This window comes from Comamonas sp. AG1104, from assembly GCF_003350425.1.
GTDB lineage: Bacteria > Pseudomonadota > Gammaproteobacteria > Burkholderiales > Burkholderiaceae_C > Comamonas > Comamonas testosteroni.
On record NZ_QQAS01000001.1, the window covers coordinates 976,605 to 1,002,154 of the forward strand.

The following is a 25,550-nucleotide window of genomic DNA, read 5'->3' on the forward strand; positions in this document are numbered from 1 at the left end:
GAAACTCTGAAACTCATAGCATCCAGCACCCTCCATGACAGGGATTCAACATCAAACATGTCTAAAACCCATTATGGGAAAGCGCCAGATACTCATTTCTTCATAGCAATCCGCCCCTCAAGGCTTGCCCTAATCCTTTTCCTGGCCCGTCACTGCACCGCTGACAGGATCCAGCCTGAGCTTCATGACCGTCTGATCGGCGCGCAGCATCTTGACCTTGTAGCTGGTCTTGTCCCAGTCCGAATCCAGCTGGGCCTCCAGCGGCTTGCCGGGCAAGGCGGCAATAGCTGCATCGACGGCCTGCACCAGCGTGATCCGGGCATCGGCCAGACGCTTGACATGCTTGGCCTCGGCCTGTCCCTTGTTCTTCTCCACGGCGGCATCGCCCGTGCTGGCATTCACGCGCAGCTTGATTTCCTCATTCACTGGGGAGATCAAGGTGACCGAATAATAAGGCGCAGCGCCTTTCTTGCCCTCTTCCAGCTCGACATCGATCGCTTTTCCGGGAGCCACGGCCTGGGCTTTTTCGACGGCCTGGCTCAAGCCGATCTGCACGGCACCTGTCAAGGCCAGCCATTCGGCAGCCGACTTGGCCAGGGCCGGAGCCGCGCTCAATCCACTCAGGCTCAGGACTCCAGATAGCAGCAAGGTACTGGGACGCAATTTCATGGACCAATCCTCCTACGGTGGCAATGGCTCCAGTCTGCCTCGACTCCGTGGCGCGGCCTTGTCGGATATCAAGCCATATCGACTTTCAGAAAATCCATCTCAAACTATTGATAGGCAAAGATTATCCGCTATGAAATCCGCGAATCAACACGCACAGAACCCGCCAGAACCCGGCCCGGGCGGGCCGGGATGACTGCCACGTACAGGCCTTTTGCTTACAGATCTTGCTGGGCCGCCGCAATCATTTCGCCAAACTGGCGGGCATCACCGAGCTGATTGGCGGCCAGCAGCGCCAGCTTGACCAGCAGCAGCTCGGACTTTTCCGCGCCCACGGCATCGATGGCGCCAGCAAGCTGGTCGTACACGGTCTCCAGACCTGCGATATCAAGAGTGGTTTGCGTCATTTGAATCTCTCCTCAGGCAGGCAAGGCTGCCTTGAATGCGGCTTGCAGACGATTGGCGTCCAGCGCCATCCAGCGCGCACAGACATGCTGATCGGGGCGCAGCAGATAGGCAGCGCCATCGGCCATCACGCCATAGCGGGCGCGGCAGCGGCCTTCGCTGTCATCAAGTACCAGATCGGCACCGTCGATAGCGCTCGCAGCGTGGCTGCTGACGGCGATCAGGCGCACTGCAACGCCGCGAGCTCTGACCCCGGCCACGACCGCCTGCAGTTCGGCGGCAATCGCCTTGCCGCTCGTGAAATACAGCAGATCGAAGCCGCCCCCCAGATGATCGAGCAGATAGCTGTCAGGCGCAAAGCGCACGTTCAGAGGCGGCGCGCCATGGGCAGGGCCGGCCTTGAACAGCAGATTGTCGTCGCCCATGCTGTTGAGCGGCGAGTTGCCGTACTCATGCGGGCGCGAGGTGCGCCAGTGGTAGAGCGGGCCGACAAAGGGCTGGCTCAGCGACAGGGACAGCACGGCATCGCGCAGCAGCCTGAAGCCTCTGCTGGGCGGTGCCATGAAACGCGTGCTCTTGCCGGCCTCCTCCACAATCTCGCGGGCCGCGCCCACGCGCTCGCTGCTGTAGCTTTGCAGCAGCGCGGCGCTGGCCACGCCCTTGGCGACGAGTGCCAGACGCCAGCCCAGGCCCTGAGCATCCTGAAAACCGGTGTTGGCACCGCGCACGCCGAAGATGGGCAGCATATGGGCGGCGTCGCCCGCAAAGATCACGCGGCCATGCACATAGTCGGGCAGGGTCAGCGCGCGGGCCGAGTAGACGGAGCTCCAGTCCATCTCCCAGGGCGTGCCGCCAAAGCCGATCATCTCCAACTGCGCATCGATGCGCGCCTTCAGCGACTCGGGCCTGAGCGCATCCTCGGGATCTTCGCCAGCAGGCAGCTGGTAGTCCACACGCCAGATGCCATGCGGCTCGCGGTGCATGAGGATGGTGTTGCCCGGGTTCCATGAGGGATCGAAGAATGCGAGGCGCTCGGTGGGCAGGGGCAGGTCGATGCGAATGTCGGCAATCACGAAGCGACCCTCGTAGGAGGCGCCTTCCATCAGCAGACTCATGGCCGTGCGAATCCCCGAACGCGCGCCGTCGCTGGCCACCAGCCAGTCCGCCCGCAGCTCGTAGCTGCCTTCAGGGGTGTCCACCTCCACCAAAACCTGCTCGCCCTTTTGCTCGACCTTGTTCACGCGATTGCCCCAGCGCAGCTCGATCAGCGGGTTGGCCTGCACTGCATCGACCAGGTATTCCTCCAGGTACTGCTGCTGCAGATTGATCATGGGAAAGAAGCGGTCGTCGTCGGCACGCGCGTTTTCCATGCGAAACACACGCTGGCCGCGGTAGATGCTGTTGCCGTAGCACCAGGGCAGTCCGGTCTCCGTCACACGCTGGGCCACGCCCACCTGCTGCAGGATTTCCATGGAGCGGCGCGTGAACACGATGGCCCGGCTGCCTTCGGACACCTGCAGCTCGGACTCGAGCACCACACAGCGCTGGCCGTGGCGGGCAATCTCCAGCGCCGTGGTCAGGCCCACGGGGCCGGTGCCGACGATGACGACGGGGTGGTTTTGCTCGCCCGGATTCCGGGAGGCAAGCCAGGGCTGGTGCACCTGGTACTGGTAGTAGATGGAGCTGCGTGGCTCGGCAAATGGCTGGTGCATGTTCTTGTCTCCTGGGGGCGCTGTCGTGATCAAACCGTTGCGCTTTTGTCCCCTTTGCGGTCTGGCTTGCAATGCAGTGTAGAAAAGCAGCCTACAACCGATGTCACCAGATGGAGACAACATCTATCCCAAGCAAAATTTCAATGAAATAAGCCCCTAGCCCTTACCCATCAATCGATGGAAGCTATCAAAGTTGACCATCGACAGCTTCAGCGGGTTCCATCAGCAGCGCAAACAGCTCGCGCTGCCCCTGCACGCCCAGCTTGGCGCAGACGCGTTTGACATAGGTGCGCGCGCTGCTGACGGTAATGCCCAGGCGCTGCGCCAGCGCATCGGCATCCAGCCCCTGGGCCAGTGCCCGCACCACATCGAGATCGCGCGGCGTCAGCTGCTCGAAGCGCCGCGCCAGACGCGCCAGTACCAGCCCGACCAGGTCGTCCTGCAGCGTCTGCCCCGCGTAATGCAGACGCATGGCCTGCATGACCAGGGGAGCGAAGGCCTCGATCCGGGCAATGGCCGCAGCGTCGAAGCTGCCATGCTCCTCGCCGCGGTACAGGTTCACGGAAAGCCAGCGCGCGTTTTCCTGCAGCATCAGCAGCGACAGCCGCTCGGCAATGCGCGGCAGCTCATAGCAGACATGGCGGTACTCGGGGTGCTGCACGTCGTGCGGCCCCTGGCGATGCAGCCAGACGCGCGGCTTGGCATGCGGGTCCCTGGCAAGGCGTGCCAGCTCGGCCTGCATCACGCGCTGCGAACCATCGAGCGGATAGAAGCGCTCGCTGTAATCCTGGGAGATCATGGGCAGCGCCCCGGTGCGCGCCCTGTCTCCCATGCCCACCACGCGCGGCCTGGCCATGCCCTGGAAGGAGAAGATCGTGCATTGGGCCAGCGGCACATGGTGCCCCAGCAGCTGCAGGATCTGCTCGGCCACGGCGTCGCTGCTGCTGCGTCCCACTCTTTCCATCATGGCCGTCACATCGGCCAGGGCCACGGGCAGCTGCGCTGCCTGCGCGGCAGCCGGCAGCAGCATCCAGTGCGAAGAATCGGGAAACGGCGCAGAGCTAGCAGTCATGGGCTGCGATTTTCGCCGCTGCAGCGCGGCCGCGGACAGGAAAAACCGGCTCTCCCTTTCAGGAGCAGCCGGTCTGGCCGGTTTGGCTTGAAGCAGAAAATGCGGTCTGGCCCTGGGCCCTACCACTCGCCCACATTGCGTATGCGCTGCAGCAGCTCCCATTCGTCTTCGGGTGCCGCAGCCTGCAGGGCCTGGGGCTCTGCCAGCTCCTGCGCAAGTGGAGGCGGCGTGAAATGCTCGCGGCCAAAAGTATGTTCGCTCAGGGACTGTGGTTGCGGATTGTTCATGACGGCCTCCTTTGGGCAAAGCTTAAGGCTCGAGGCTTGCCGAACATGTAGGAATTGGCTTAAGGACACTGTCGAGCAATCCCCACATGCCGCGTCGTCATGTCATGGATATGTCACAACTGCCGCTACCCGGCCCATGTACCGCAACGCTGCTAGGCCCCGGCTTTGCGGTTATGCTGCCGCCGCTATGCCTCAGACCCTTCGCGCTCCCGTCTCCAGTGAACTCATCATCAAGAAAAGCCGTTTCATCGGCTGCGTGCAGCCGATGACGGACCGCTCCAGCGCGCAGGCCGTGGTGGATGCACTGTGGCGCGAGCACCCGGGCGCCGCCCATGTCTGCTGGGCCTTGCTGGCGGGCGGGCAATCTGCGGCCGTGGATGATGGCGAGCCCAGTGGAACTGCCGGTCGCCCCATGCTGGACGTACTGCGCCATCAGGACCTGGAGGGCGTGCTGGCCACTGTGGTGCGCTACTTTGGTGGGGTCAAGCTCGGCGCCGGCGGACTGGTGCGCGCCTACACCGACGCCGTGGCACAGGCCTTGCTGCAGGCCGAAAAAGTCGCCATTCAACGCATGCAGACCTTGCAGTGCACGGCCCCCTATCCGCTGGAAGGTCTGGTGCGGCGCATGGCCGACACTGCAGGCGCGGAGTTGCTGGAGGTCGATCACGGCTCTCTGGTGCGCTTCAAGCTGCAGATGCCCGAGGCCGATGCCGCCCAGTTCGTCAGTGCCCTCAATGAAAACGGCCAGGGCCGCATTGGCTGGCTCAAGCCGGACGAGCTGTAGATCGCAAAAAAAGCCCGCCTTTGGCGGGTTTCTGAGCGGGCAATTTCAGCAGTTGCCTTTCTTGGCCTGGCCCGGTGGGCAGCCGTGGGGATGAGGCTTTTTGTAGCCATCGTCGTAGTATCCGCCGCGGCTGTCATAGACAGCACAGCCGCTCAGCACAAACATGGCCGCTGCCAAAGCAAACATCGTTTTCATGGGGTGACCTTTTCAGATTTTTGAGGGTGCCAGTCTATAGGCGGCCCCGTCCGCATTCTGTCAACAATCCTGTTGCGGCTTTCAATTGGCCGGCTGCTGCTGCTCGACCGCAACCTGCAGGTGCAGCAAGGTGAAGTACAGGGTTACATCGCCCTGCTGGTCGATGAAGGTACCTACGGCGCGCTGCAGGCGGGCGGCAATGCACATGCACTCCATGGCCTCGGGGCGGCCGCCGGGAATCCGGGCCGTGGTGAGCAGTGCGAGCTGGTTTTGGCGGCCGAACTCATGCACGACTTCCAGCGCTTGGCCATGCTGCTTGGGAATGGCTTCGTTGGCCCAGCTCCAGACAAAGCTGCCGTCCTGCTCGCTGCTGGTTCCCACCAGGCAGACCGTGGCAATCACCTCATGCAGCGGAGCTTCCAGCGCCAGCAGGGCGCGATCGAGATCCCAGCGGTACCTGGGGCTGCCCTGCAAGCCGAATTCCTGGGGCCACTGTGCATTGCGGGCCTGCATCATTTCAACGGCCTCACGGCTCCAGGCAGCCCAGTCGGTGGTTTGTGCGTCGTTGCTCATTGCGTATCCATTGCTTTTCAACAAAGCGCATTGTCAGGCAAGAAGCGGGCATGCCCGGGCCCGAAATCCTATGCCCCCGTCGGCCTGCGTTCAGCTCTTCATCTGCTGCGCTATCCAGTCGGCCAGCAGTTGCTGCACCGAGCCCGCTCCCCAACTCTGTACGGCCAGCAGGCAGTAGTGCGAGCCGTCTGGCACAAAGCCCATTGGAGCCACCAGCCGGCCGGCAGCGATATCGTCCTGTACCAGAAGTTGCGGCCCCATGGCCACGCCCAGGCCCGCTGCTGCTGCCTGCAAACTCAGGTAGAAATGCTCAAGCACCAGATAACCTGCTGCTTGCGCCTGCTGAATCTGGGTGGGAGGCTGATTTGGCCGGTTTTTCCACCAATCCTCCCAGGCCTTGGGTCGTGTCTTGCTGTGCAAGAGCGTTGCATCGCCATGAAGCGCCAGACCGCCATCGGACTGCAACGCAAAGAAATGCGCCAGGCGGTCCGGATGGCAGACCGGCCCCATGCGCTCTGCGCATAAGAGCTGCATTTGGACATTGCGACCGCAGTCAAAGTCGTTGCGCCGAATGGCCAGATCGATGCCGCGCCCCCATTCCACGGCACCGCCGCCCGCAACCAGATGCACGGTGTGCTGCGGGTAGCGTGCCTGGAAGTCGCCCCAGCGCGGAATCAGCCAGCGCATCAGCAGCGTGGGCTCGCACGACAGCAGCAACGGCCTTCCAGCCGCCTGCTGCCGCACTGCCTCGGCCGCACGTGCCATCTGCCCCAGACCGGCATGCACCCCGTCGAACAACAGCCTCCCCGCTGCATTGAGAAAGACACGGCGATTGCGGCGCTCGAACAGCTGCGCCCCCAACTCCTCCTCCACCGAGCGCACCGCGCGGCTGATGGCTCCATGGGTCAGGTGCAGCTCATCGGCAGCGCGGCTGAAGCTCTCCAGCCGCGCTGCCGCTTCAAAACAGCGCAAAGCGACCAGCGAAGGCATTCGTTGTGGACTGCCGGCAGAAATATGTGAGTCTGAATCACTATTTTCTTGAGAAATCATCGTTATTCAAAAAACTTTGATCGCCCTAGAGTTCACAGCTACAGGGCACTGATTGCCATTCTCGTGCAACAGAGCCATCTCACAAACTGATATTTGAACTCAACCAATACACTGTATGAACGCCTGGCCCTCCGTGATTCTCGTTACCTCTCTCGCCGTCATCAGCCCCGGCGCCGACTTCGCCATGGTCACCCGCACCAGCCTGATGGAATCGCGCCGTGCGGGTCTCTGGGTGGCGCTGGGCATCGGCTGCGGCGTTCTGATCCATGTGGCCTACACCCTGCTGGGACTGGGCATGGTCCTGCAACGCCTGCCCTGGCTTTTCAATCTGCTCAAATATGCGGGCGCAGCCTATCTGGTGTGGCTCGGAATTTCTCTCTGGCGCGGTGCCAGCCGTGCAAACGGCGATCGGCCAGAGTCCCGATCCAGTGCCGAACCAGGCAAGCCCAATGCAGCCAAAGGCCATGCGCCAGGCCGCTCGCTTTTCGTCCTGGGCTTTCTGACCAATGCACTCAACCCCAAGACAGCGCTGTTCATCCTCAGCCTGTTCATGCAAATCGTCGGCCCTGCCGTGCCCATGCCCACCCAGTTGGCCTACGGCCTTTTCGTCGCCATGGCCCACATGCTGTGGTTTGCGCTGGTAGCCTGTTTTTTCTCTGCCCCGATGCTCCAGCCCAAGGTGCAAGCCATACGCCCATGGGTAGATCGCAGTCTGGGCTGCGTGCTGCTTGTCCTGGGCCTGCTGCTGATCGCCACCGGCACACCGGCTACGTCGGATCTGATGAATGTCAGCATCTGACAGGAAAAGCCCGACAAGCCCAATAGCCGCAATGGCCGCCATAGCAGCATCTGCAACGCAAACGACAGCTTTGGAGCGCTCACCCGTGCCATGCTTGTCATGGTTGGCACCCATCAGCAAAACACCAAAGGAGACAAGCACCATGAAAAGTCGCTACCCCTTTCCCGATCTGAACAGCCTGCCTGAAGACATCAGGCAACGTATCGCCGAGGTACAGCAAAAGTCGGGCTTTATTCCCAATGTTTTTCTGGCCTTTGCTCGCCGGCCGGCCGAGTGGCGCGCCTTCTTTGCCTACCACGATGCGCTGATGCTCAAGGAAGACGGCAGTCTCAGCAAGGGCGAGCGCGAAATGATCGTCACCGCCACCAGCGCTGCCAATCAGTGCCTGTATTGCGTAGTGGCTCATGGCGCCATCTTGCGCATCTATGAGAAAAAGCCGCTGATTGCCGACCAGGTGGCAGTCAATTACCGCAAGGCCGACATCAGCCCGCGCGAGCGGGCCATGCTGGACTTTGCCATGAAGGTCTGTCTGCACAGCGCCGAAATCGACGATGCCGACTACGAAGCCTTGTACCCTCACGGTTTTGACGACGAAGATATCTGGGACATTGCGGCCATTACCGCCTTCTTCGGACTGTCCAACCGGATGGCCAGCTTCGCGGACATGCAGCCCAATCCCGAGTTCTATCTGATGGGCCGGGTGCCGCGCGAGAAAAAAGCCTGAAGCAACAAGCAGTAACTCGAGGGGGCAATCGCTGCAACTTGCATCGCAATGGAGCATCATCCCTCGCAGAGCAGCGGCCAACCCGGCAAAACGCTGTTTGCCGGAGGTCATCCAGATGCGCAATACCGTTTGCTGCCTCGCCGCCCTGCTCGCCACGCTCTGTGCCACCGCAGCTCATGCCACCTCGTGGGAGCTCAAGCCCGGTGGCGACAACCGACTGGAATTCACCGCCACTTTCGAGCAAACGCCGGTCACCGGCGTGTTCAAGGACTTCCGGGTTCGCTTTGATTTCGACCCTCAAAAGCCAGGCAGCAACAGGCTGAATGTCCGCATTCGCATCAGCAGCGCCGACATGGCCAATCCGGACATCAACCAGGCCATCGCCGGCAAGGACTGGTTTGACTATGTGCGTTATCCCGAGGCAGTCTTTGATGCCAGCGAGATTCTCGACGCCCCCGGCGCAGCCGGCCACCTGGCACGTGGCACCCTGCTGCTCAAAGGCCACAGACAGCCGCTTGTGCTGCCCTTCAGCTGGAAGCCCGAGGAACGCCGCATGGAAGGCGAATTCGTCACCCATCGCTCGATATTTGATATCGGCACAGGAGAGTGGAAGAGCAGCAATGCCGTGGGAGACGCAGTGACAGTGAGATTTCGTGTCCAACTGCGCGAGTTGCCATGACATTGCCCAGACAGCTGATTGCAGTCCTGTTCGCTCTGATCACAGGCTGCTCGCAACCTGGCATCGAGCCAGCGCAGCCTCCCGGCCCGACGGCAAGGCCTGCGGACTTTCCTGCGGCCTTCTATGCCGATGCTGCTGCACGGGACCAGTCGGTGCTTCAGATCGATTCCTCGCATTCCCTGGTCTCGATCACCGTTCGACGCGCTGGCGCTCTGGCCAGACTGGGGCACGACCATGTAATTGCCAGCCATGAGCTGCAAGGCTATGTGGCCCCTCAGCTTGGCCGCGCCGATCTTTATGTGGCGCTGGACAGGCTATCGGTTGACGAACCCGCTCTGCGTGCCAAGGCGGCTCTGGACACCCAGCCCAGCGCTGCCGATATTGAAGCGACCCGTGCCAATATGCTGAGCAAGCTGCTGCAAACCTCGGTCCATCCGTTTGCACTGATCCAGGCACATGCGTCCCCGCAAGCAGACGGCGATGTATTGCTGGCCCTGGAACTCACTCTTCACGGCGTCACACGCAGCCTGAGCGCACCGGCCCGAATCCGGAAGACGCCAGGCGAACTCCATATCAGCGGCTCGCTGAGCATCGATCAATCGAGCTTTGGCATCACGCCTTTGTCCATCCTGGGCGGTGCAATCCAGGTCCGCGACAGGCTCGAATTGAACTTCGAAGTGCGCGCAGTGCCACCTCAGCAGCAGGAACCCCGGTCATGAGAACAGCGCTTGTGGGTGCCTGCGGTGCAGCTGTGGCCCTGCTTTGCGGCGGTGTCCAGGTTTCGGCACAGGAGCTGCGCATAGAGACTGCCGAGAACAATGAGGCCATGACGGTGAATGCCTGGGCCGTCATGCAAGTCAGGCTGGCCACGGCCTGGAGCGTGATTTCCGACTACGACCATCTGGCCGACTTTGTGCCGGATATGCAAAGCTCGCGTGTGCTGCAACGCGACGGCAACCAAGTGCTGCTGGAGCAAAAAGGCAGTCTGGGGTTTCTGTTTTTTCGCCAGGCAATCGAGGTCAGACTGGCTGTAACCGAATGGCCGCAGCAGCGCATCACCGCGCATGCGATCGGCGGTAATCTCAAGCAGATGGACGGCAGCTATACCCTGGAAACCCAAGCCGACGGCCGGGTGCGCCTGGCCTACAGCGCTCGCCTGGTCCCCGCTTTCGCCATCCCGCCGCTGGTCGGCAAACCGGTACTGCGCCAGCTGCTGAAACGCCAGTTCAGGGCACTGGTGGATGAAATCCAGCGACGTGAGGCCTTGAAGCTTCAAGAGCACAAGCAGACACCAGAAAATTAGCAGCAGGCCGCTGCAAAGATCAGGTGGGCAACCGCTTCACTTCAATTGCTGCTGACGCCGCCTGCCGTGCGGGCACGGTATTGGAGGCATGCAAGCCTGGCCCCTGTGCCTCAGGCTGCAGCCATGACTGCGCAGGCATCTGCAAGAACAAAGACTTAAATCGCAGAGGCCCTGAGATGGCGCGTGAATTGCTCGAACTCTGCAGCCATGCTGGCAATGGCTGCCCTAGGCAGTACCAGAGCCTGCATGGCGTCGATGAACAGATAGTAGTTCACGTCATCTTCGGCAAGCGACAGCACTCCTGACCACGGCAGTATCGTGTCTCCGCGAACCGAGGCTACCCCGATGGCATCCGACGAGAGCGTGACCGTTTGCGGCGACAGAAACGCCCCATCCGGCAGGAGCATGAGCTTGCGCATGGATGCCTGTGACAGGTAAGGCATTGTCACGACGGCGATCAAAGCGACGACCAGAAGGCAGGCAACCTGCCCCAGTGGGCCGGAGATCTCAGGAAACTCACGCATCAGTCGTGCGTAGGCTGCACCAGCCAGGCCAATGCAAAGCCACACCACAACCCGCAAGAGGAACGGCCAGGAAAGCATCCCAGCCTTCTGATGCCAGCGCCGCGAAACCATTTTCTGCAGGCGAAGGAAGTCGGCGGGAGTGAGAGTAAAGCTGGCGGTCATGTTCATGGTTTGTTGATGTGGCCACAGGTATGAGCGACCTGCAGCAGCGAGTATTGATCGAAAAATGACTGCTGCATCTCACACGGTCGATGGCTGGGGCTCATGAACGAATTCGTTACCGGCACCGCTACCGGCACTTTTACCTGCACTGTTCCAGCACCATAAGCCGGCGCACCGGGCATTACGGGGTGCGACCAGAGCTGTGCATGCGATACAGGCACAACCCATGCAGCCGCAAGATGTGAAGTTGCAGAAAATCGAGACAGCCATGTCTATGACGTGACGGACTTGAAGCATTGATCTGATTGCCTGCCACGTATCGATTGCGCTTCATCTTCCTCGAACGCCCGAATCGTCGAACAGCCTTGCTGCCAGCACTTGACCATCAAGCGCTGGCAGCGGCTTCAACTTCAGGCCTTGAAAGTCAACCAGGGCTTCAACCGCACACTCGCACGAATCAGCCCCGCCTCTTCCTGCGCCTGCAGCACCGGCCCTACGGGTTTGTAGGCGCTGGGCGCTTCCTCGATCAGTCGCTCTTCACGCAAGGTGATGCACTGCCAGACGGATTCGACCAACGGCTGCTTCATGCGCCGCGTGTCCTGTCTACGCACCTGGCGGCCCGCGCCATGGCTGCAGGAGCGCAGCCAGTCTTCATGGCCCAGACCTTTGACGAGGAAAGAGTAATCGCCCATCGAGCCCGGAATCAGCGCCCACTGGCCCTCATGCGCGGGGGTGGAGCCCTTGCGATGTACGTTGAACTCGCCCTCGGTCATCACCACGTTATGGGGCACATCCACAATCAGGCGCGATGCATCGGGCGCGGCAATGCCTGCCAGCTCTTTGCGCACCAGCTCCGCCAGCGCCATGCGGTTGAACCACGCGTAGCGCGCAGCCACGCCCATCGCTTGCAGATAATCCTGCGCCAGCGCACCGCTCAGGCCATACAGACCATGCTGAGGGTGTTTGATGCCTTGCGGCCATTGCTGCCTGGCCAGCTCCATCCAGCGGCGGCCGACATAAAAGCCGACATCGCGCGAGCCAGTGTGGATCATCACCGTGACATCGCCCTTCCTGAGCCCCGCGGCATAGGCGGCATGGCGGTCGTAGACTTCCTCGACCACACAGAACTCCAGAAAGTGGTTACCGCTTCCCAGGTCCGCGGCAGACGGCGGGCGCAGCAGCTCGCGCGCCTGCAAAAGAGCTTCAGGCGCGTAGCGACTCTGGCCCGCAAAGCCTTGCAGGCCCACGCACTCGGCCAGTTCGGCTTGCAGGCGGTCGCGGTTCACGCCTTGCCATAGACCCACGTCAGGCAACTGTTCAATAAAGGCCTGGGGACCCTCATCAAACAGCGCCTTGAAGCCTGCGCTGCGCACGGGCACATCGCGCCCGTTCTGCAAGATGACGCGGGTCAGTCGCTGCACGATGGTGCTTTTGTGCAGCTCGGCCTGCGCCTGCGTCAGGCCCGTGCTCAGCAGGCGTATGCCGCAATTGATGTCCGTGCCGATGGCCGCAGGAATCACGAAGTCTGGCGACGTGGCCACCACCGCCCCCACAGGCGCAATGCTGCCGGGGTGAAAGTCCGGCGTGGCACAGGCCTTGCAGACCGCGCCGTGGCCTTGCGGGTCGGCAACCGAGGCGAAGTCCAGCAGTTGACTAACGGCCTTGTGCTCCAACGGCAGGCTGTCGGGCAACAAAATGGTGGCCGCTGCCTGCTCGTTATGGATTTGATAGATATTGTCTCGGTAGGAGACCTGGATGCCCTGACGTGACAGAGCTTTTTGCAGTCGGGAAAGCTTCCCGGAAGAATGCGGCATGATGCTGATAAAAACAGGTACGCAACAGCGCATCTCCGAATCTGGGAGATGCAACGCACCTTCGAGCAGCAGCATCAAGAAGGACTGATAAGGAGCCGATTCTAATGAGTAAGCGCCGGGCCGCCTAATCGGCGTTGCTAATATGCCGCAATGCGCAATGCAATTTCGCCCTTCCAGATTCCTGCGCCGCTGCAGACTTTGTATGACGCAGCTGCGGCCATGGGCCCTCAGTTCGGCCTGTCACCCGAAGCCGTTTTTGGAGACTGCGGCCTGCGGCTGGAGATCCCCCCCGTACCCGGTTACATCGATTGGTGCACGCCGCGCAATGTGATGACGTTTGCGACCACGGGCTGCGACAGTGTTCATTACAGCTATCTGGTCGATGGGCGCCTGCCCGATAGCGTCTGCCCCATCGTCATGACACTGCCCTGCGTGAACGAATTGAGCTGGGTGATTGCCGAGAACTTTCAGGAGTTCTTTGACTACGGCTATTACACAGGCTGGCTCGAGCTGGAGCAGTTGTACTACGAGGATGAAAAAGGCGAAGCCTGCTTTCACGAGGCAAGCCAGTCATTGAGCAATCTCGGCAGGCAACAACTGCCGCTGCTGCACAAGGCGTTGAATATGCAGGCTGTGCTGCCGACGCTGCAACGCTTCGGCGAGCTGCAGAAAAAGTACCAAGCCTTATTGAATATTCCACCCATGCCGCCAGAGCATGCCTGATTGCGCATCTGCCAATCGCATTGATCCCCATGCTCGCTGAGCGACACCGCTTTTCATTCGGAATTCAGTCCAGAAAGCGGGCAGCCACAGCAGGATCCGGCAGCATGCACTGCTCGCTTTTGCCAAACCAGTGATAGCGGTTTCTGGCGATCATGCGGTAGAGCGCATCGCGCAATGCAGCAGGTATCAACCTGATCACCGCTGTCAGTCGCCAGGGCCAGCCCAGTGCGTGCAGCACGCGCAAGATGGCATCCGTGTGCTGCCAGGAGTGCTGGCCGTCCACCAGCAGCAAGGTCTGCAGACCTTCCATGCGCAAGCCTGCATCAGCCAACAGCTTGCCGCCGACCTTGCCCTGTATGGCGGCGAACTGAAAAATGCCCTGCTTGTCGTGCTTGAGCAAGAACTGCACCCAGCCATTGCACAACAGACATTGCCCATCAAAGACCACAATCATGCTTGTTCCTCGGGCAGCAACAGATAGCCACGATAACTGGCCACCACGCCAATCAGGGGGACGGCCGCTTCGACATGAAATTGCATATGCTCCCCGGCCCCGGTTTCTTCGGCCACGATGCGCGGTGCCAGCCAGCCCGGGCATGGGAAGCCCAGAAAGTACAGACGCTGCAGTCGCATGAGAAGCCGTCCATCCACCGCCTGCAAGGCAAAGCAAAGTCGCGCCAGGCCAAGGCGCTCGATCAGATGGCCATTGTGCAACTGCATGGTTGAGCGCATGAGCTGCGAGGGGAAGATGCGAATCCAGGTTTCCGCCTTGGGACTGGCCTGCAGTTCGAAATGAATCGCTCCCTCGCTAGCGACGCGTGGCGTGCCCAGAGCCAGCGCCAGCAGCTTGGCCGCCAGAGTCTGGGGAGCGCCGGTCTGCACCCGGCCCTGAAGCTCATGCTCGCCCTGCAGGCCGTGAAAGCGCTGCAGGGCGGCATCGAGCTTGCCGAACTCATCGCCCATCGCCTGCTGAAACAACGAAGCGCTTGGCATCATCAAGCAATCTCCCTGATCTGAATATCCAGTCCCTGCGCTTCGGCCACAAAGTCCTGCAGCGTCAGCAGCCCCATGCAAGGCCTGGCGCCAGGCTCCAGCGGTGCACCCGCAGCCAGCTTGCGTACCAGCGCACAGGCGGCCAGCGTGGGAACATAAGGCCCGTCGCCCGAGCCCGCCATAAGCACCCAGCCGCGCTGGCAGGCTTGCCCCTTTGTATCCAGGCCACTGACCGTGACATGCATGGCCCCTGCATCGCTGCCCCAGTTCTTGAACCAGTCCGCCATGCGCTTGAGTCGGCGGGCATGTACAGACCAGTCCTGCACCAGCCCTCTGTGGGCCAGCCAGGCCATGGCATTCATCCCGCGCTGCAAGAACGACAGCTCAAGCCCGGCACCGAATCTGATGGACGGATTTCCTGCATAGCGAGGCGGTAGCAGCGCAAGATCCGGGATATCGCAGGCCGACAGCAGCCGCCGCCCAACAGGGGCCGGATAGTCGTGTCCATAGCTGCGCAGCCAGCCAATCAAGGCTTGCTGCCCCAAGCCAGGCAGCGGCTTGCCGCAATAGCTGAGGATGGCTGCGACGGTGGACAGGCCTCTATCCGTACGATTGCCCGGGCTGATGCCTATGTCGATGTCGCTGACGCGAGCCATGCCCGAAGCCAGCGCATCCACGACCGCCGAGGACAGCGCTGGCACCGAGCTGGCACCGCTGAGCAGCAGCACGCCCGCAGCTTTGGCCTGCGGATCGAGCACATCGATGCCGCAGACAAAGTCACGCCCATCGGCCAGATCCACATAGTGGACGCCGGCGTGGGCGCAGGCTAGCGCCACGCGGTAGTCCTGCCCCTGAAACGGGCCCGAAGTGTGAATGAGTGCATCCACCTCCAGCGCCTTGAGCCTGTCCTCCAGACCCGGCACCATCACGTCCACCACCGCGTGGCTCAGGCTTGAGCAAGCGCCCGGTGCCAGACTTTCAACCAGCGCCTGCGCCGCAGAGGCCGAGCGCCCTGCCACCACGATGTGTAAACCGCTTTGCCTGGCAAGCCTGGCAACCAGCCGGCTGCCGAAGAAGCCGTAAGCACCGACGACCATGACCTTCAATTCACGCATGCCTCAGTGTAGCGGGACGCGGGTTTCGCTCCGAAGCGCAAGCCCCGCAACGGCGAGCCTGCTCAGCCGCGTCATGGCTCGGCCACAGCCCGGCCACAGCCTGGTCACAGCCCGTACTTGCGAATCTTGTCGTGCAGTGTGGTCTTGGGGGTGTGCAGCGCCTGCGCCGTGCGCGTCAGGCTGCCTTCGTTGTTGCGCAAGGCTTCGGAAATCAGGGAGCGCTCTATGGACTCCATGGTCGCCGCCAGCGAAGCCGCAGCCTCGGGCGCCGTACCGGACGGGGACAGGCCAGCATCCAGTCCCAGCGTGATGCGCTCGGCCGTGTTGCGCAGCTCGCGCACATTGCCTGGCCAGTCGTGGGCAAGCAGCGCCTGCAGACGCTGCGGCGTCAGCTCGGCCACGGGCCGCTGGTGGCGGGCGGCGGCCTGCAACGCGAAATGCTCGAACAGCAGCGCAACATCCTCGCGGCGCTCGCGCAGCGGGGGCAGGTTCACGGTCACCACATTGAGACGGTAGTAAAGATCGGCGCGAAACAGGCCCTGGCGGCTGAGTTCCAGCAAATCGACCTTGGTCGCAGCAATCACACGGCAGTCGACGGCAATGAGCGTGTTCGAGCCCAGACGCTCCAGCACTCTTTCCTGCAGCACGCGCAGCAGCTTGGCCTGCATGGCCAGGGGCATGCTTTCGATCTCGTCGAGAAACAAGGTGCCGCCGCTGGCATGTTCGATCTTGCCGATGCGCTTTTTGCCCGCGCCGGTAAAGGCCCCGGCCTCGCTGCCGAACATTTCGCTGTCAAACAGCGTCTCCGGCAGGCCGCCGCAATTGATGGCGACAAAGTTGCCGCTCTTGCGCCGACTGGATTCATGCAGGCTGCGCGCGACTCTTTCCTTGCCAGTGCCCGTTTCCCCCCAGATCAGCACATCGGCCTCGCTGGCCGCCAGGCTTTGCAATGTGCTGCGCAACTGCTGCATGGGCAGCGAGCGCCCCAGCAACTGGTGCTGCAATACATCCCGGCTTTGCAGCTGCTGGCGCAGGCTGCGCACCTCCAGCACCAGGCGACGGCGCTCCAGCGCACGGCGCACGGCTTCCACAAGGCGTTCGGGCGCAAACGGCTTTTCCAGAAAATCGGCAGCGCCATCCTTCATGGCTTGCACGGCCATGGAGATATCGCCATGTCCGGTGATGAGAATCACGGGCAGCTCGGCGTCCAGCACGCGCACGGCGGCCAGCAGCCCAAGGCCGCTCATCTGCGGCAAGCGGATGTCGCTGACCACGATGCCGGCAAAATCCGGAGACAGGTGCTTTTGCGCCTGCTCGGCACTGCTCACGCAGATGCAGTCCAGACCCTCCAGGCGCATGGTCTGCTCGCAGGCCATGGCGACATCGGCATCGTCTTCAACGATCAGGACTTTGAGGGAAGGGTTCATGGGCTGCAGGCAATCAGGACAGCGGCCGAGTATCCACCAAGGGCAGGCTCAGCGTGAAGATGGCCCCGCCTTCCGGATGGTTGCCGCCCATCAGGCTGCCGCCTGCAGCCTGGGCGATCTCGGCCGACAGCGGCAGGCCCAGGCCCAAGCCCAGCCCCTCGGGCTTGGTCGTGAAAAAAGGCTCGAACAGTCGCGCTTGAGCCTGATCGCTGAGTCCGGGACCATGATCGCGCACCGTGATCTGCGCCCAGGCACCGCAGCGGTTGCAGGCAATTTCCACGCACCGCGTATTGCTGCCCTGCACGGCGTCCAGCGCATTGCTCAACAGATTGATCAACACCTGCTGTACGCGATTGGCATCGCACCAGGCCCTCAGCTCGAGATCCGAGGGCTGTCGCACGATCATGACGCCGCTTTGGGCAATGCGCGGCTCCATGAGGGACAAAGCGCCATCGACCACCTTGGCCAGTTCAACCGGCTCGGGCTGGCCGGCGGACTTGCGGGCAAAGTTGCGCAACTGCCCGGTAATACGCCCCATACGCTCGGTCAGCTCGGCCATGCGCTGCAGATTGCTTTGCACCATCTCGCTCTGACCACGCTCCAGAAAGCGCTGACTGTTGCCGGCCAGCGCCCGCAAGGCCGCCAAGGGCTGATTCAGTTCATGGGCCACTTCCGTGGAGAGCTGACCGATGACGGCCAGCTTGCCTGCCTGTACCAACTCGTCCTGCGCCGCGCGCAGCGTGGTCTCGGCCTGCATGCGCTCCATCACCTCCTGCTGCAGCGCCACGTTGGCACTCTGCAGATCGGCCGTGCGCTGCTGGACCTTGTTTTCCAGCACCTCGTTGGCCTGTTTCAGCGCTTGCTGGGCCGCCAGTTGTTCACGCACATGTCTTCGCCGCTGATACAGCAAAGCTCCCAGCAAAAGCATCAACGCAATCAACGCCCCCGTCACCCAGGCGCGACTGGCCGCCAACTGCAATGCAACGCTCAAGGGGGAAAGCACGGTAATCTGCCAGGGCGTGCCGGCCATAGGTCTGGACTGGGCCAGAAAGCGGCCAGCGCTCTGGTCTGCCGCAGCGTCCTTGACATCGGGAATGCTCACCTGCCTGACGCCCGTGACGCTGCTCATGCCACGCCAGCCCAGAGGCCGCAGGTTCAGACGGTTGTATTTCTGCGAGGCTTCCAGCTCGGCACGTCTTGCCTCATCCAGCGGCAGCAAGGTGGCAAAGCGCCAGGCAGGCATGTTGCTGAGAATGACCACTGTATTTTCATCGCTGACCAGTACCGGAGACTCCGCACTGGCCCAGGATTGTTCGAGCTGCGCCAGCCCGACCTTGACCACCACCACGCCATGCGTCTCGCCCTGCCCCAAGGTAGTGGTCAGGTAATAGCCGGGCTCGCCGCGCGTGGTGCCCACGCCGAAGTAGCGCCCGCGCCCTTCTCGCAATGCCTGCTGGACATAGGGCCTGAAACCGAGACTCTCGCCCACAAAGCTGTCGGCGCGGCGCCAATTGCTGGCGGCCAGCACATGCCCGTCGTGATCGAGCATGTAGACGCTGAGGGTGCCCGCACGACGGCTCAGCTCCTCCAGATAGAGATTGGCGCGAGACTGCAGTCTTTCGTCGCCCGGCGATTGCAGCAGCGACAGGATCTCGGGCTGCAAGGCCACGACATCGGGCAGAAAGGCAAATTTTTCGATCTCGCGCCGCAGGCTGGCGGCATAGAGATCGAGGCGGTTGTTGCCGGCAGCCACCACGGTCTCGAGACCGATCTTGACGAAGCCCTGATAGCCCAGCCAGCCGCCCAGGCTGCTTGCAGCCAGCCAGAGCAGGATCAGCAAAACAGCACGCAGGCGCGGGGGCAGGAAAGCTAACATGGTGCGAACCATGGTAGCAGCGCCCGGCACCGCAGGGGACAGGAATCCGGGCAACGGGAAAATCAGGCTCGAACGCGAATGGGCTCGGGCAGCATCTCAGGCTCGGCAGCCAGATCTGCGCACGACTCCTGCTCTTCGCTGCCTTCCCATTTGGCAACCACGGCCGTGGCAATGGCATTACCCAGCACATTGGTCAATGTACGGCCCATGTCCAGGAAGTGGTCGATGCCCAGAATCAGCAGGATGCCCGCTTCCGGCAAACCGAACATGGGCAGCACGGCGGCCACCACCACCAGCGAGGCACGAGGCACGCCGGCAATGCCCTTGCTGGAGATCATCAGCACCAGCAGCATGGTCAGCTGAGCAGTCAGTGTCATCTCGATGCCGTAGGCCTGAGAGATGAAGATGGCCAGGAAAGTGGTGTAGATCATGGAGCCATCGAGGTTGAACGAGTAACCCAGCGGCAGCACAAAGCCCGTGATACGCGGCTTGATCCCGAATTTTTCCAGCTGCTCCATGAGCTTGGGCAGCGTGGATTCGCTGCTGGCCGTGAAAAAGCCCACCAGCACCGGGCCGCGAATCAGCGACAGCAGACGGAAGACATCCTTGCCCAGCACCAGATAGCCGGCACCGATGAGCAGCACCCACAGCGCGGCCAGTGCAATATAGAAGCCCAGCAGGAATTTGCCGAACACCAGCAGCATGCCCAGTCCGTGAGTGGCAATGGTGCCGGCCACAGAGCCGAACACGCCCACGGGCGCAAAGCGCATCACGTACTCGGTCACGCGCAGCATGACATGCGAGGTCTCTTCCATCAGATCGACCAGCATGTGCTTTTTCTGGTGGTTCAGGTAGCCCAGAGCGATACCGAAGAACAGCGCGAACACAAGGATCTGCAACACCTCATTGGTGGCCATGGCCTCGAAGATGTTCTTGGGGAAGACATGGGTGATGAAATCCTTGAAATTCAGCGCTCCGGTCTTCAGACCCAGGCTCTCGGCATTCGTGGGAAGCTCCACCGTCAGGCCGTGACCGGGCTGCAGCACATTGGCAAAAACCAGGCCCAGAAACAGAGAGCAGAACGATGCCGCGATAAACCAGCCCAGCGCACGACCACCCACGCGGCCCACAGAGCCGGCATCGCCCATATTGGCCAGCCCCGCCACCAGCGTGGCAAACACCAGAGGCGCGATGATCATCTTGATCATGCGCAGAAATACGTCGGTGAGAATGCCGAAATAGCCGGCAATGTCTTTGGCTGTCTCCGGTGTCGCGGCGTTGGCGTGGACTAGATAGCCCACAACCACACCCAGAACCATGGCCAGCAGAACCATGATGGTCAGGCGGTTGGATTTCATTTCTTGGAATCTTGGTATGCGTTGTTTGAGCCGCTGCCTGAATCCAGGCCATGCAGGCACCGGACTCCGGCAGCGACAACAAACCGAGACGGACCGCCGACGGAACCGAGGTTTCGTCAGCAAGATCCAGCCCCAGTCTCACTTGGTCAGCCGCAGTGAAGCGGCGTGCCGTCCTTTAAGCACATACCGTGCCAACCAAAAGATCACCTCCAAGTCTTTGATTTGCTTATATTCAAAATACTTTTTTGCATAACAACCATCGGATTTCCGGACGGCATCACGATTGATGTACGGAATTCCGAACAGGACTCAGGCCGTTACTGCTGAACGTATCCAGTCCGGCAGCGCAGCGGCTTTCTGCCGGGGAAAATCCACCCAAATCACCGTGCCCCCGCCGGCGGCACAAATGACTCCCGGCTGCGTCACACGCTCCATGGTGGCCCAGGTCTCAAAGGTGGTGCGTGCGGGATCGCTGACAAACATCTTGAGCAGCACCTCGTCAGGATACGCAAGCTGCTGATAGAAATTGCAGAAGGCGTTGACGATGACCGGCCCTTGCCCAGCAGGGTCCGGATTCAGGCCCATGCCATGCATCCAGTCGATACGGGCAGTTTCCAGGTAGCGAAAGTACTGGGCATTGTTGACATGCCCCATGGCATCCATATCGCCCCAGCGTACGGGAAAGCGCGTTTCATAGACCTGCTTCTTCAGCTCGGGCAGCTCGATTTTCATGCCGGTATGTCTCCTGATTGAACGAGGTTTGCAACTGCATCATCACCTTGTTCTAGTTTCTTTGAGGGATGGCACGCCCTGGGGCGATCACTAGCCTATGGACTTTGCCGCAACACCGATTGATGCGCTGTCGCCAAATCTGCACGGTCGTGCCGGGCTGTCAGCATAGAATCGCCCGCATCGTGGTTTTTGCAGACGCACCTGCCTAGGCCGCGCACGCCAGTTTTCCCAATCCAATATCAAGCGAGACTTTCCCGATGACAAACGAAGAGATCCTGGCCCAGTACGGCCCGCGAGAGGCCATGGAATATGACGTGGTGGTGGTCGGTGGTGGCCCCGGCGGCCTGGCCACGGCCATTCGCCTCAAGCAGCTGGCGGCCGAAAAGGGTCAGGATGTCTCCGTGGTCGTGCTGGAGAAAGGCTCGGAGCCCGGCGCACACACCCTCTCGGGCGCCATCATGGATCCCCGCGCCCTGACCGAACTGATCCCCGACTGGAAGGAAAAGGGTGCCCCCCTGAACCAGCCGGTGACCGAAGACGCCATGGTCTTCCTCGGCGAGAAGAGCTCTCTGCGCACGCCCAACTGGCTGCTGCCCAAGTGCTTCCATAACGAAGGCAACTACATTGTTCGCCTGGGCTTTGTCACCAAGTGGCTGGCAGAACAGGCCGAAGCCCTGGGCGTGGAAATCTTCCCCGGCTTCACGGCTGCCGAAGTGCTCTACAACGAAGATGGCTCCGTCAAGGGCGTGGCTACCGGCAATATGGGCATCAGCAAGGAAGGCGAACCCACGGGGGACTTCCAGCTGGGCATGGAGCTGCACGGCAAGTACACCATCTTTGCCGAAGGTGCGCGCGGCCATCTGGGCAAACAGGTCATCGCCAAATATTCGCTAGACGCCAACCGCGACCCGCAGACCTACGGTCTGGGCATCAAGGAACTCTGGGAGATCGACCCCCAGCGTCACAAACCCGGCATGGTGCTGCACACAGCCGGCTGGCCCATGAAGAGCGACACCTACGGTGGCGCCTTCCTCTACCACCTGGAAGACAATCTGGTCACGCTGGGCTTCATCACCGGCCTGGACTACTCCAACCCCTACCTGTCTCCGTTCGAGGAGATGCAGCGCTGGAAGACCCATCCCAACATTCGCTACTACCTGGAAGGCGACGAAGCCAAGGGCATCAAGCCCGCCAAGCGCATCAGCTACGGTGCGCGCGCCATCACGGCCGGCGGCATCTCCAGCCTGCCCCGCTTTGTCTTCCCCGGTGGTGCACTGGTGGGCTGCGAAGCCGGCTTCCTTAATGTCAGCCGCATCAAGGGCAGCCATGCCGCGATCAAGACCGGCATGCTGGCCGCAGAAGCCGCCTATGCCGCCATCGTCGCCGGCCGCCAGGGCGACGAGCTGACGGCCTATACCTATGCGTTCGAGAACAGCTGGCTCTATGAAGAGCTGTGGAAGGCGCGCAACTTCAAGGCCTGGTTCAAGAAGGGCCTGACCACGGCCACCGTGATGAACGGGCTGGAGCAGTTCGTGCTGCGCGGCAACATCCCCTGGACGCTGCATCGCAACAAGCCCGACCATGCCTATCTGAAGCCCGCCGCCGAGTGCGCCCCCATCGAGTATCCCAAGCCCGACGGCAAGCTGACCTTCGACCGCCTCTCCAGCGTCTTCATCAGCAGCACCAATCATGCCGAGAACCAGCCGGCTCACCTGACGCTCAAGGACGCCAGCGTTCCTGTCGCAGTGAACCTGACCAAGTTCGCCGGCCCCGAGCAACGCTACTGCCCCGCAGGCGTGTATGAGTTCGTGGAGGACGAGGCCGATGCCGGCAAGCAGCGCCTGCAGATCAATGCACAGAACTGCGTGCACTGCAAGACCTGCGACATCAAGGACCCGACACAGAACATTGTCTGGGTGACACCCGAAGGCGGCGGCGGCCCCAACTACTCAGGTATGTAATCCGTCCGCGATTGCATCCGGCAGCGGCAACTGCTCCAGATGCCGCATCACAAAGCCTGCGCCAGTCATTGCTGCGCAGGCTTTTTTCATGGGCTGAATGTTTTTAGCAACGCAGGCTGCCAAATGCCCACAAATTTGCAGCATCACAGAAAAAACGCACACCACCGCAACCGCCGTGAATCACCCCATGAAGGTCGCACGCCGGCGCAGAAAGAGCAATGTTCAAAAAACAGGCAGTTGCACCAATACGCTTGCTCATATCGCATCAGACGCAGGAAAAATGCGGGGCAAAACCAAAATCAGGACCCACTCAACGCAATATTGCGCGCCATTGCCCTGCATCCGCACACACTAACTTCTGCCAAATAGCGCTTTGCGCAGCTTTCATGCCATTTTTTCGCGATCATCGTATAGGGATAAACAAGGTTATCTCAATCACGAAGACAGCCGGATCGGTGCAGTAGACTTTGCCGCGAGGCGACGCGCATCACGCACTGCCGTCTTAATTCACCTGCAACACACAACAAACGCTGGAGATACACATGAAGCAGCTGTCCTTGGCCCGCATGGGCGCACTGGCCCTGGCAATTTCCGCCATGTCGGGTGCCTATGCCGCCGATACCAAGTCCGTGGCCGTGACCGCCATTGTTGAACACCCCGCCCTGGATGCAGTGCGCGACGGCGTCAAGGACGCCCTGAAGGCAGCCGGCTACGAAGAAGGCAAGTCCTTGAAGTGGCAATACCAGAGCGCACAGGGCAATACCGGTACAGCAGCCCAGATCGCCCGCAAGTTCGTGGGTGACAAGCCTGATGCCATCGTCGCCATCGCCACACCTTCCGCTCAGGCCGTGATCGCGTCGACCAAGACTGTGCCCGTCGTGTTCTCCGCCGTGACCGACCCCGTGGCCGCGAAGCTGGTCCCCAGCTGGGAGCCCTCCAAGAACAATGTGACCGGCGTTTCCGACCTGCTGGCCCTGGACAAGCAGATGGATCTGGTCAAGCAGGTCGTGCCCAATGCCAAGCGCATCGGCATGGTCTACAACCCCGGTGAAGCCAACTCCGCCGTGGTCGTCAAGGAACTGCAGGCCCTGCTGCCCAAGATGGGCTGGACCCTGGTGACCGCAGCCGCTCCCCGCTCGGTGGACGTCTCCAGCGCCGCACGCTCGCTGGTAGGCAAGGTGGACGTGATCTACACCAACACCGACAACAACGTGGTGTCGGCCTACGAATCGCTGGTGAAGGTGGGCCAGGACGCCAAGATCCCTCTGGTGGCTTCTGACACCGACTCCGTCAAGCGCGGTGCTGTGGCTGCCTACGGCATCAATTACCGCGATCTGGGCGAGCAGACCGGCCGCATGGTGGTGCGCATTCTCAAGGGCGAGAAGCCCGGCGACATCAAGCCCGAAGTCTCGACCAAGATGGAACTGTTCGTGAACCCCGGCGCAGCCGAAAAGCAAGGCGTGAAGCTGTCCGACACGCTGATCAAGTCCGCCGCGACCGTGGTCAAGTAATCCACTCCCTGTCGCCAGCACTGCCACCAGGCAGTGCCAGCGCAGCGGCAGGTGCCGTGGCAACATGGCCCTGCCGATTTTTTTAGACGTTTGCCGCGCCTGTCGCTCTCTCTATGTCTCTATTTTCCATCCTCGGTGCCATTGAAATTGGCCTGATATTCAGCCTGGTGGCGCTGGGCGTCTTCATCTCCTTTCGCTTGCTGCGTTTCCCCGATCTGACGGTCGACGGCAGCTTCCCCCTTGGCGGTGCGGTGTGCGCCATTCTGATTTCCACGGGCACCAATCCCTGGCTGGCCACGCTGGCCGGCACGGCAGCCGGAGCCGTGGCCGGCTTCATCACAGGCTGGCTCAACGTCAAGCTCAAGATCATGGACCTGCTGGCCTCCATCCTGATGATGATCGGCCTGTACTCGGTCAATCTGCGCATCATGGGCGGCCCCAATGTTCCGCTGATCAACGAGCCCACACTGTTCACCATGCTGCAGCCGGCGAACATTGAAGACTATGTGATGCGTCCGCTGATCATGCTGGGCTTTGTCATCGTGGCCAAGCTGGCTCTGGACTGGTTCTTTGCCACCGAACGCGGTCTGGCTATCCGCTCCACGGGCTCCAATGCCCGCATGGCCCGCGCTCAGGGCGTCAATACCGGCGCCATGATTTTGCTGGGCATGGCAATTTCCAACGGCCTGGTCGGTCTGGCCGGAGCGCTGTTCGTGCAGACACAGGGCGGCTCCGACATCTCCATGGGCATCGGCACCATCGTCATCGGCCTGGCGGCCGTGATCGTGGGCGAGACCATCCTGCCCTCGCGCAAGATCATCTGGGCCACGCTGGCCGTGGTGCTCGGCGCCGTGGTCTACCGCTTCTTCATCGCAGCGGCCCTCAATATCGATGCCATCGGCCTGAAGGCACAGGACTTGAATCTGGTGACGGCAGTGCTGGTGACCATCGCACTGGTGATTCCGCAAATCAAGAAGAAGCTGAAGAGAAAGTAACCCCCTGAGCGGCTTTGCCGCGTCCCCCAAGGGGGACGATGGCCTTTGCTGCGGGGCGGCCCTTGCTGGCCCTCTCGCCAAGGAACTGCAGCACTAACAAATGCTGCGCC

At 61.6% G+C, this 25,550-nt stretch carries 27 protein-coding genes; 10 read left to right on the forward strand and 17 right to left on the reverse strand.

Going from position 1 to position 25,550, the window contains the following annotated elements:
- Positions 1–129: 129 nt before the first annotated feature.
- The 5 genes from DFO48_RS04260 to DFO48_RS25390 all read right to left on the reverse strand — a co-directional run bounded on the left by DFO48_RS04260 (position 130) and on the right by DFO48_RS25390 (position 4,142).
- On the reverse strand, positions 130–669 hold the full coding sequence (locus tag DFO48_RS04260) for a PepSY domain-containing protein (RefSeq protein ID WP_114862622.1): 540 nt from the start codon (positions 667–669) through the stop codon (positions 130–132).
- 215 nt (positions 670–884) lie between these two features.
- A complete protein-coding gene (locus DFO48_RS04265) occupies positions 885–1,073 on the reverse strand; it encodes a DUF2783 domain-containing protein (RefSeq protein ID WP_003075010.1) in 189 nt (62 codons plus the stop codon).
- Positions 1,074–1,085: 12 nt separating this feature from the next.
- Positions 1,086–2,783, reverse strand: a complete 1,698-nt coding sequence (locus DFO48_RS04270; RefSeq protein WP_114862623.1) for an FAD-dependent monooxygenase — start codon at positions 2,781–2,783, stop codon at positions 1,086–1,088.
- A 187-nt stretch (positions 2,784–2,970) separates the two neighbouring features.
- Entirely contained in the window at positions 2,971–3,855 is an 885-nt protein-coding gene (locus tag DFO48_RS04275) for a helix-turn-helix transcriptional regulator (protein WP_114862624.1), read from the reverse strand.
- A 119-nt stretch (positions 3,856–3,974) separates the two neighbouring features.
- Positions 3,975–4,142, reverse strand: coding sequence for a hypothetical protein (locus DFO48_RS25390; protein WP_003075004.1), 168 nt, complete (start codon positions 4,140–4,142; stop codon positions 3,975–3,977).
- A 187-nt stretch (positions 4,143–4,329) separates the two neighbouring features.
- Between DFO48_RS25390 and DFO48_RS04280 the strand changes: the two genes are divergently transcribed.
- Entirely contained in the window at positions 4,330–4,926 is a 597-nt protein-coding gene (locus tag DFO48_RS04280) for a YigZ family protein (RefSeq protein ID WP_003074998.1), read from the forward strand.
- A 45-nt stretch (positions 4,927–4,971) separates the two neighbouring features.
- Here DFO48_RS04280 and DFO48_RS25395 read toward each other — a convergent pair whose 3' ends face one another.
- From DFO48_RS25395 to DFO48_RS04290, 3 genes are all read right to left on the reverse strand, one after another.
- Positions 4,972–5,121, reverse strand: a complete 150-nt coding sequence (locus DFO48_RS25395) for a hypothetical protein (protein ID WP_003064948.1) — start codon at positions 5,119–5,121, stop codon at positions 4,972–4,974.
- An 81-nt stretch (positions 5,122–5,202) separates the two neighbouring features.
- Complete coding sequence (locus DFO48_RS04285; RefSeq protein ID WP_003074994.1) at positions 5,203–5,694, reverse strand: DUF6882 domain-containing protein; 492 nt, start codon at positions 5,692–5,694, stop codon at positions 5,203–5,205.
- 90 nt (positions 5,695–5,784) lie between these two features.
- On the reverse strand, positions 5,785–6,684 hold the full coding sequence (locus DFO48_RS04290) for a LysR family transcriptional regulator (RefSeq protein ID WP_114862625.1): 900 nt from the start codon (positions 6,682–6,684) through the stop codon (positions 5,785–5,787).
- Between the two features lie 175 nt (positions 6,685–6,859).
- On the opposite strand from DFO48_RS04290, the gene DFO48_RS04295 reads away from it, so the two are divergent.
- The 5 genes from DFO48_RS04295 (at position 6,860) to DFO48_RS04315 (ending at position 10,249) form a co-directional block, all read left to right on the forward strand.
- Complete coding sequence (locus tag DFO48_RS04295; protein WP_114862626.1) at positions 6,860–7,543, forward strand: LysE family translocator; 684 nt, start codon at positions 6,860–6,862, stop codon at positions 7,541–7,543.
- A gap of 142 nt (positions 7,544–7,685) precedes the next feature.
- A complete protein-coding gene (locus DFO48_RS04300; RefSeq protein WP_114862627.1) occupies positions 7,686–8,267 on the forward strand; it encodes a peroxidase-related enzyme in 582 nt (193 codons plus the stop codon).
- Between the two features lie 115 nt (positions 8,268–8,382).
- Positions 8,383–8,946, forward strand: coding sequence for a YceI family protein (locus DFO48_RS04305; RefSeq protein WP_114862710.1), 564 nt, complete (start codon positions 8,383–8,385; stop codon positions 8,944–8,946).
- Entirely contained in the window at positions 8,943–9,665 is a 723-nt protein-coding gene (locus tag DFO48_RS04310) for a YceI family protein (RefSeq protein WP_114862628.1), read from the forward strand. The genes DFO48_RS04305 and DFO48_RS04310 overlap by 4 nt, the downstream gene beginning before the upstream one ends.
- Positions 9,662–10,249 (forward strand): SRPBCC family protein, encoded by a 588-nt coding sequence (locus DFO48_RS04315; protein ID WP_114862629.1) that lies wholly within the window; start codon positions 9,662–9,664, stop codon positions 10,247–10,249. The genes DFO48_RS04310 and DFO48_RS04315 overlap by 4 nt, the downstream gene beginning before the upstream one ends.
- A 155-nt stretch (positions 10,250–10,404) precedes the next feature.
- Here DFO48_RS04315 and DFO48_RS04320 read toward each other — a convergent pair whose 3' ends face one another.
- Positions 10,405–10,941 carry a YcxB family protein gene (locus DFO48_RS04320; RefSeq protein ID WP_114862630.1) on the reverse strand — a complete coding sequence of 179 codons (537 nt, stop codon included), beginning with the start codon at positions 10,939–10,941 and terminating at the stop codon, positions 10,405–10,407.
- A gap of 404 nt (positions 10,942–11,345) precedes the next feature.
- Positions 11,346–12,824: an RtcB family protein gene (locus DFO48_RS04325; RefSeq protein ID WP_114862631.1), complete on the reverse strand. Its 1,479-nt coding sequence runs from the start codon at positions 12,822–12,824 to the stop codon at positions 11,346–11,348.
- Positions 12,825–12,899: 75 nt separating this feature from the next.
- Here DFO48_RS04325 and DFO48_RS04330 point away from each other — a divergent pair, with 75 nt between their 5' ends.
- Entirely contained in the window at positions 12,900–13,472 is a 573-nt protein-coding gene (locus DFO48_RS04330) for a hypothetical protein (protein WP_114862632.1), read from the forward strand.
- A 64-nt stretch (positions 13,473–13,536) separates the two neighbouring features.
- Here DFO48_RS04330 and DFO48_RS04335 read toward each other — a convergent pair whose 3' ends face one another.
- From DFO48_RS04335 to DFO48_RS04365, 7 genes are all read right to left on the reverse strand, one after another.
- On the reverse strand, positions 13,537–13,926 hold the full coding sequence (locus DFO48_RS04335) for a thiol-disulfide oxidoreductase DCC family protein (protein ID WP_114862633.1): 390 nt from the start codon (positions 13,924–13,926) through the stop codon (positions 13,537–13,539).
- Positions 13,923–14,468 (reverse strand): DUF4166 domain-containing protein, encoded by a 546-nt coding sequence (locus DFO48_RS04340; protein WP_114862634.1) that lies wholly within the window; start codon positions 14,466–14,468, stop codon positions 13,923–13,925. Before DFO48_RS04340 ends, DFO48_RS04335 begins: the two co-directional genes overlap by 4 nt.
- A complete protein-coding gene (locus tag DFO48_RS04345) occupies positions 14,468–15,580 on the reverse strand; it encodes a saccharopine dehydrogenase family protein (protein WP_114862635.1) in 1,113 nt (370 codons plus the stop codon). The genes DFO48_RS04340 and DFO48_RS04345 overlap by 1 nt, the downstream gene beginning before the upstream one ends.
- Before the next feature lie 104 nt (positions 15,581–15,684).
- Positions 15,685–17,007: a sigma-54 dependent transcriptional regulator gene (locus DFO48_RS04350; RefSeq protein WP_003074969.1), complete on the reverse strand. Its 1,323-nt coding sequence runs from the start codon at positions 17,005–17,007 to the stop codon at positions 15,685–15,687.
- A gap of 13 nt (positions 17,008–17,020) precedes the next feature.
- Entirely contained in the window at positions 17,021–18,883 is a 1,863-nt protein-coding gene (locus DFO48_RS04355) for an ATP-binding protein (protein WP_233506311.1), read from the reverse strand.
- Positions 18,884–18,945: 62 nt separating this feature from the next.
- Positions 18,946–20,241 carry a dicarboxylate/amino acid:cation symporter gene (locus tag DFO48_RS04360; protein WP_003074964.1) on the reverse strand — a complete coding sequence of 432 codons (1,296 nt, stop codon included), beginning with the start codon at positions 20,239–20,241 and terminating at the stop codon, positions 18,946–18,948.
- Positions 20,242–20,550: 309 nt separating this feature from the next.
- A complete protein-coding gene (locus tag DFO48_RS04365) occupies positions 20,551–20,973 on the reverse strand; it encodes a thioesterase family protein (protein ID WP_114862637.1) in 423 nt (140 codons plus the stop codon).
- A gap of 257 nt (positions 20,974–21,230) precedes the next feature.
- Here DFO48_RS04365 and DFO48_RS04370 point away from each other — a divergent pair, with 257 nt between their 5' ends.
- The 3 genes from DFO48_RS04370 (at position 21,231) to DFO48_RS04380 (ending at position 25,440) form a co-directional block, all read left to right on the forward strand.
- The gene (locus tag DFO48_RS04370) at positions 21,231–22,934 is read left to right on the forward strand and encodes an electron transfer flavoprotein-ubiquinone oxidoreductase (protein ID WP_114862638.1); all 1,704 of its coding nucleotides are present in this window, start codon (positions 21,231–21,233) and stop codon (positions 22,932–22,934) included.
- Between the two features lie 542 nt (positions 22,935–23,476).
- Positions 23,477–24,445, forward strand: coding sequence for an ABC transporter substrate-binding protein (locus DFO48_RS04375; RefSeq protein WP_003074958.1), 969 nt, complete (start codon positions 23,477–23,479; stop codon positions 24,443–24,445).
- Positions 24,446–24,558: 113 nt separating this feature from the next.
- Positions 24,559–25,440 carry an ABC transporter permease gene (locus DFO48_RS04380; protein WP_003074956.1) on the forward strand — a complete coding sequence of 294 codons (882 nt, stop codon included), beginning with the start codon at positions 24,559–24,561 and terminating at the stop codon, positions 25,438–25,440.
- Positions 25,441–25,550 lie beyond the last annotated feature (110 nt).

What these genes read in the sequence shown, in the direction of transcription:
- DFO48_RS04355 (WP_233506311.1), bottom strand. Translation starts at nt 18,883, where the DNA reads ATGTTAGCTTTCCTGCCCCCGCGCCTGCGTGCTGTTTTGCTGATCCTG.
- DFO48_RS04350 (WP_003074969.1), bottom strand. Translation starts at nt 17,007, where the DNA reads ATGAACCCTTCCCTCAAAGTCCTGATCGTTGAAGACGATGCCGATGTC.
- DFO48_RS25390 (WP_003075004.1), bottom strand. Translation starts at nt 4,142, where the DNA reads ATGAACAATCCGCAACCACAGTCCCTGAGCGAACATACTTTTGGCCGC.
- DFO48_RS04360 (WP_003074964.1), bottom strand. Translation starts at nt 20,241, where the DNA reads ATGAAATCCAACCGCCTGACCATCATGGTTCTGCTGGCCATGGTTCTG.
- DFO48_RS04370 (WP_114862638.1), top strand. Translation starts at nt 21,231, where the DNA reads ATGACAAACGAAGAGATCCTGGCCCAGTACGGCCCGCGAGAGGCCATG.
- DFO48_RS04275 (WP_114862624.1), bottom strand. Translation starts at nt 3,855, where the DNA reads ATGACTGCTAGCTCTGCGCCGTTTCCCGATTCTTCGCACTGGATGCTG.
- DFO48_RS04305 (WP_114862710.1), top strand. Translation starts at nt 8,383, where the DNA reads ATGCGCAATACCGTTTGCTGCCTCGCCGCCCTGCTCGCCACGCTCTGT.
- DFO48_RS04315 (WP_114862629.1), top strand. Translation starts at nt 9,662, where the DNA reads ATGAGAACAGCGCTTGTGGGTGCCTGCGGTGCAGCTGTGGCCCTGCTT.
- DFO48_RS04265 (WP_003075010.1), bottom strand. Translation starts at nt 1,073, where the DNA reads ATGACGCAAACCACTCTTGATATCGCAGGTCTGGAGACCGTGTACGAC.
- DFO48_RS04290 (WP_114862625.1), bottom strand. Translation starts at nt 6,684, where the DNA reads ATGCCTTCGCTGGTCGCTTTGCGCTGTTTTGAAGCGGCAGCGCGGCTG.
- DFO48_RS04280 (WP_003074998.1), top strand. Translation starts at nt 4,330, where the DNA reads ATGCCTCAGACCCTTCGCGCTCCCGTCTCCAGTGAACTCATCATCAAG.
- DFO48_RS04375 (WP_003074958.1), top strand. Translation starts at nt 23,477, where the DNA reads ATGAAGCAGCTGTCCTTGGCCCGCATGGGCGCACTGGCCCTGGCAATT.
- DFO48_RS04345 (WP_114862635.1), bottom strand. Translation starts at nt 15,580, where the DNA reads ATGCGTGAATTGAAGGTCATGGTCGTCGGTGCTTACGGCTTCTTCGGC.
- DFO48_RS04320 (WP_114862630.1), bottom strand. Translation starts at nt 10,941, where the DNA reads ATGAACATGACCGCCAGCTTTACTCTCACTCCCGCCGACTTCCTTCGC.
- DFO48_RS04380 (WP_003074956.1), top strand. Translation starts at nt 24,559, where the DNA reads ATGTCTCTATTTTCCATCCTCGGTGCCATTGAAATTGGCCTGATATTC.
- DFO48_RS04325 (WP_114862631.1), bottom strand. Translation starts at nt 12,824, where the DNA reads ATGCTGCTGCTCGAAGGTGCGTTGCATCTCCCAGATTCGGAGATGCGC.
- DFO48_RS04260 (WP_114862622.1), bottom strand. Translation starts at nt 669, where the DNA reads ATGAAATTGCGTCCCAGTACCTTGCTGCTATCTGGAGTCCTGAGCCTG.
- DFO48_RS04300 (WP_114862627.1), top strand. Translation starts at nt 7,686, where the DNA reads ATGAAAAGTCGCTACCCCTTTCCCGATCTGAACAGCCTGCCTGAAGAC.
- DFO48_RS04340 (WP_114862634.1), bottom strand. Translation starts at nt 14,468, where the DNA reads ATGATGCCAAGCGCTTCGTTGTTTCAGCAGGCGATGGGCGATGAGTTC.
- DFO48_RS04365 (WP_114862637.1), bottom strand. Translation starts at nt 20,973, where the DNA reads ATGAAAATCGAGCTGCCCGAGCTGAAGAAGCAGGTCTATGAAACGCGC.
- DFO48_RS04335 (WP_114862633.1), bottom strand. Translation starts at nt 13,926, where the DNA reads ATGATTGTGGTCTTTGATGGGCAATGTCTGTTGTGCAATGGCTGGGTG.
- DFO48_RS04295 (WP_114862626.1), top strand. Translation starts at nt 6,860, where the DNA reads ATGAACGCCTGGCCCTCCGTGATTCTCGTTACCTCTCTCGCCGTCATC.
- DFO48_RS25395 (WP_003064948.1), bottom strand. Translation starts at nt 5,121, where the DNA reads ATGAAAACGATGTTTGCTTTGGCAGCGGCCATGTTTGTGCTGAGCGGC.
- DFO48_RS04270 (WP_114862623.1), bottom strand. Translation starts at nt 2,783, where the DNA reads ATGCACCAGCCATTTGCCGAGCCACGCAGCTCCATCTACTACCAGTAC.
- DFO48_RS04285 (WP_003074994.1), bottom strand. Translation starts at nt 5,694, where the DNA reads ATGAGCAACGACGCACAAACCACCGACTGGGCTGCCTGGAGCCGTGAG.
- DFO48_RS04310 (WP_114862628.1), top strand. Translation starts at nt 8,943, where the DNA reads ATGACATTGCCCAGACAGCTGATTGCAGTCCTGTTCGCTCTGATCACA.
- DFO48_RS04330 (WP_114862632.1), top strand. Translation starts at nt 12,900, where the DNA reads ATGCGCAATGCAATTTCGCCCTTCCAGATTCCTGCGCCGCTGCAGACT.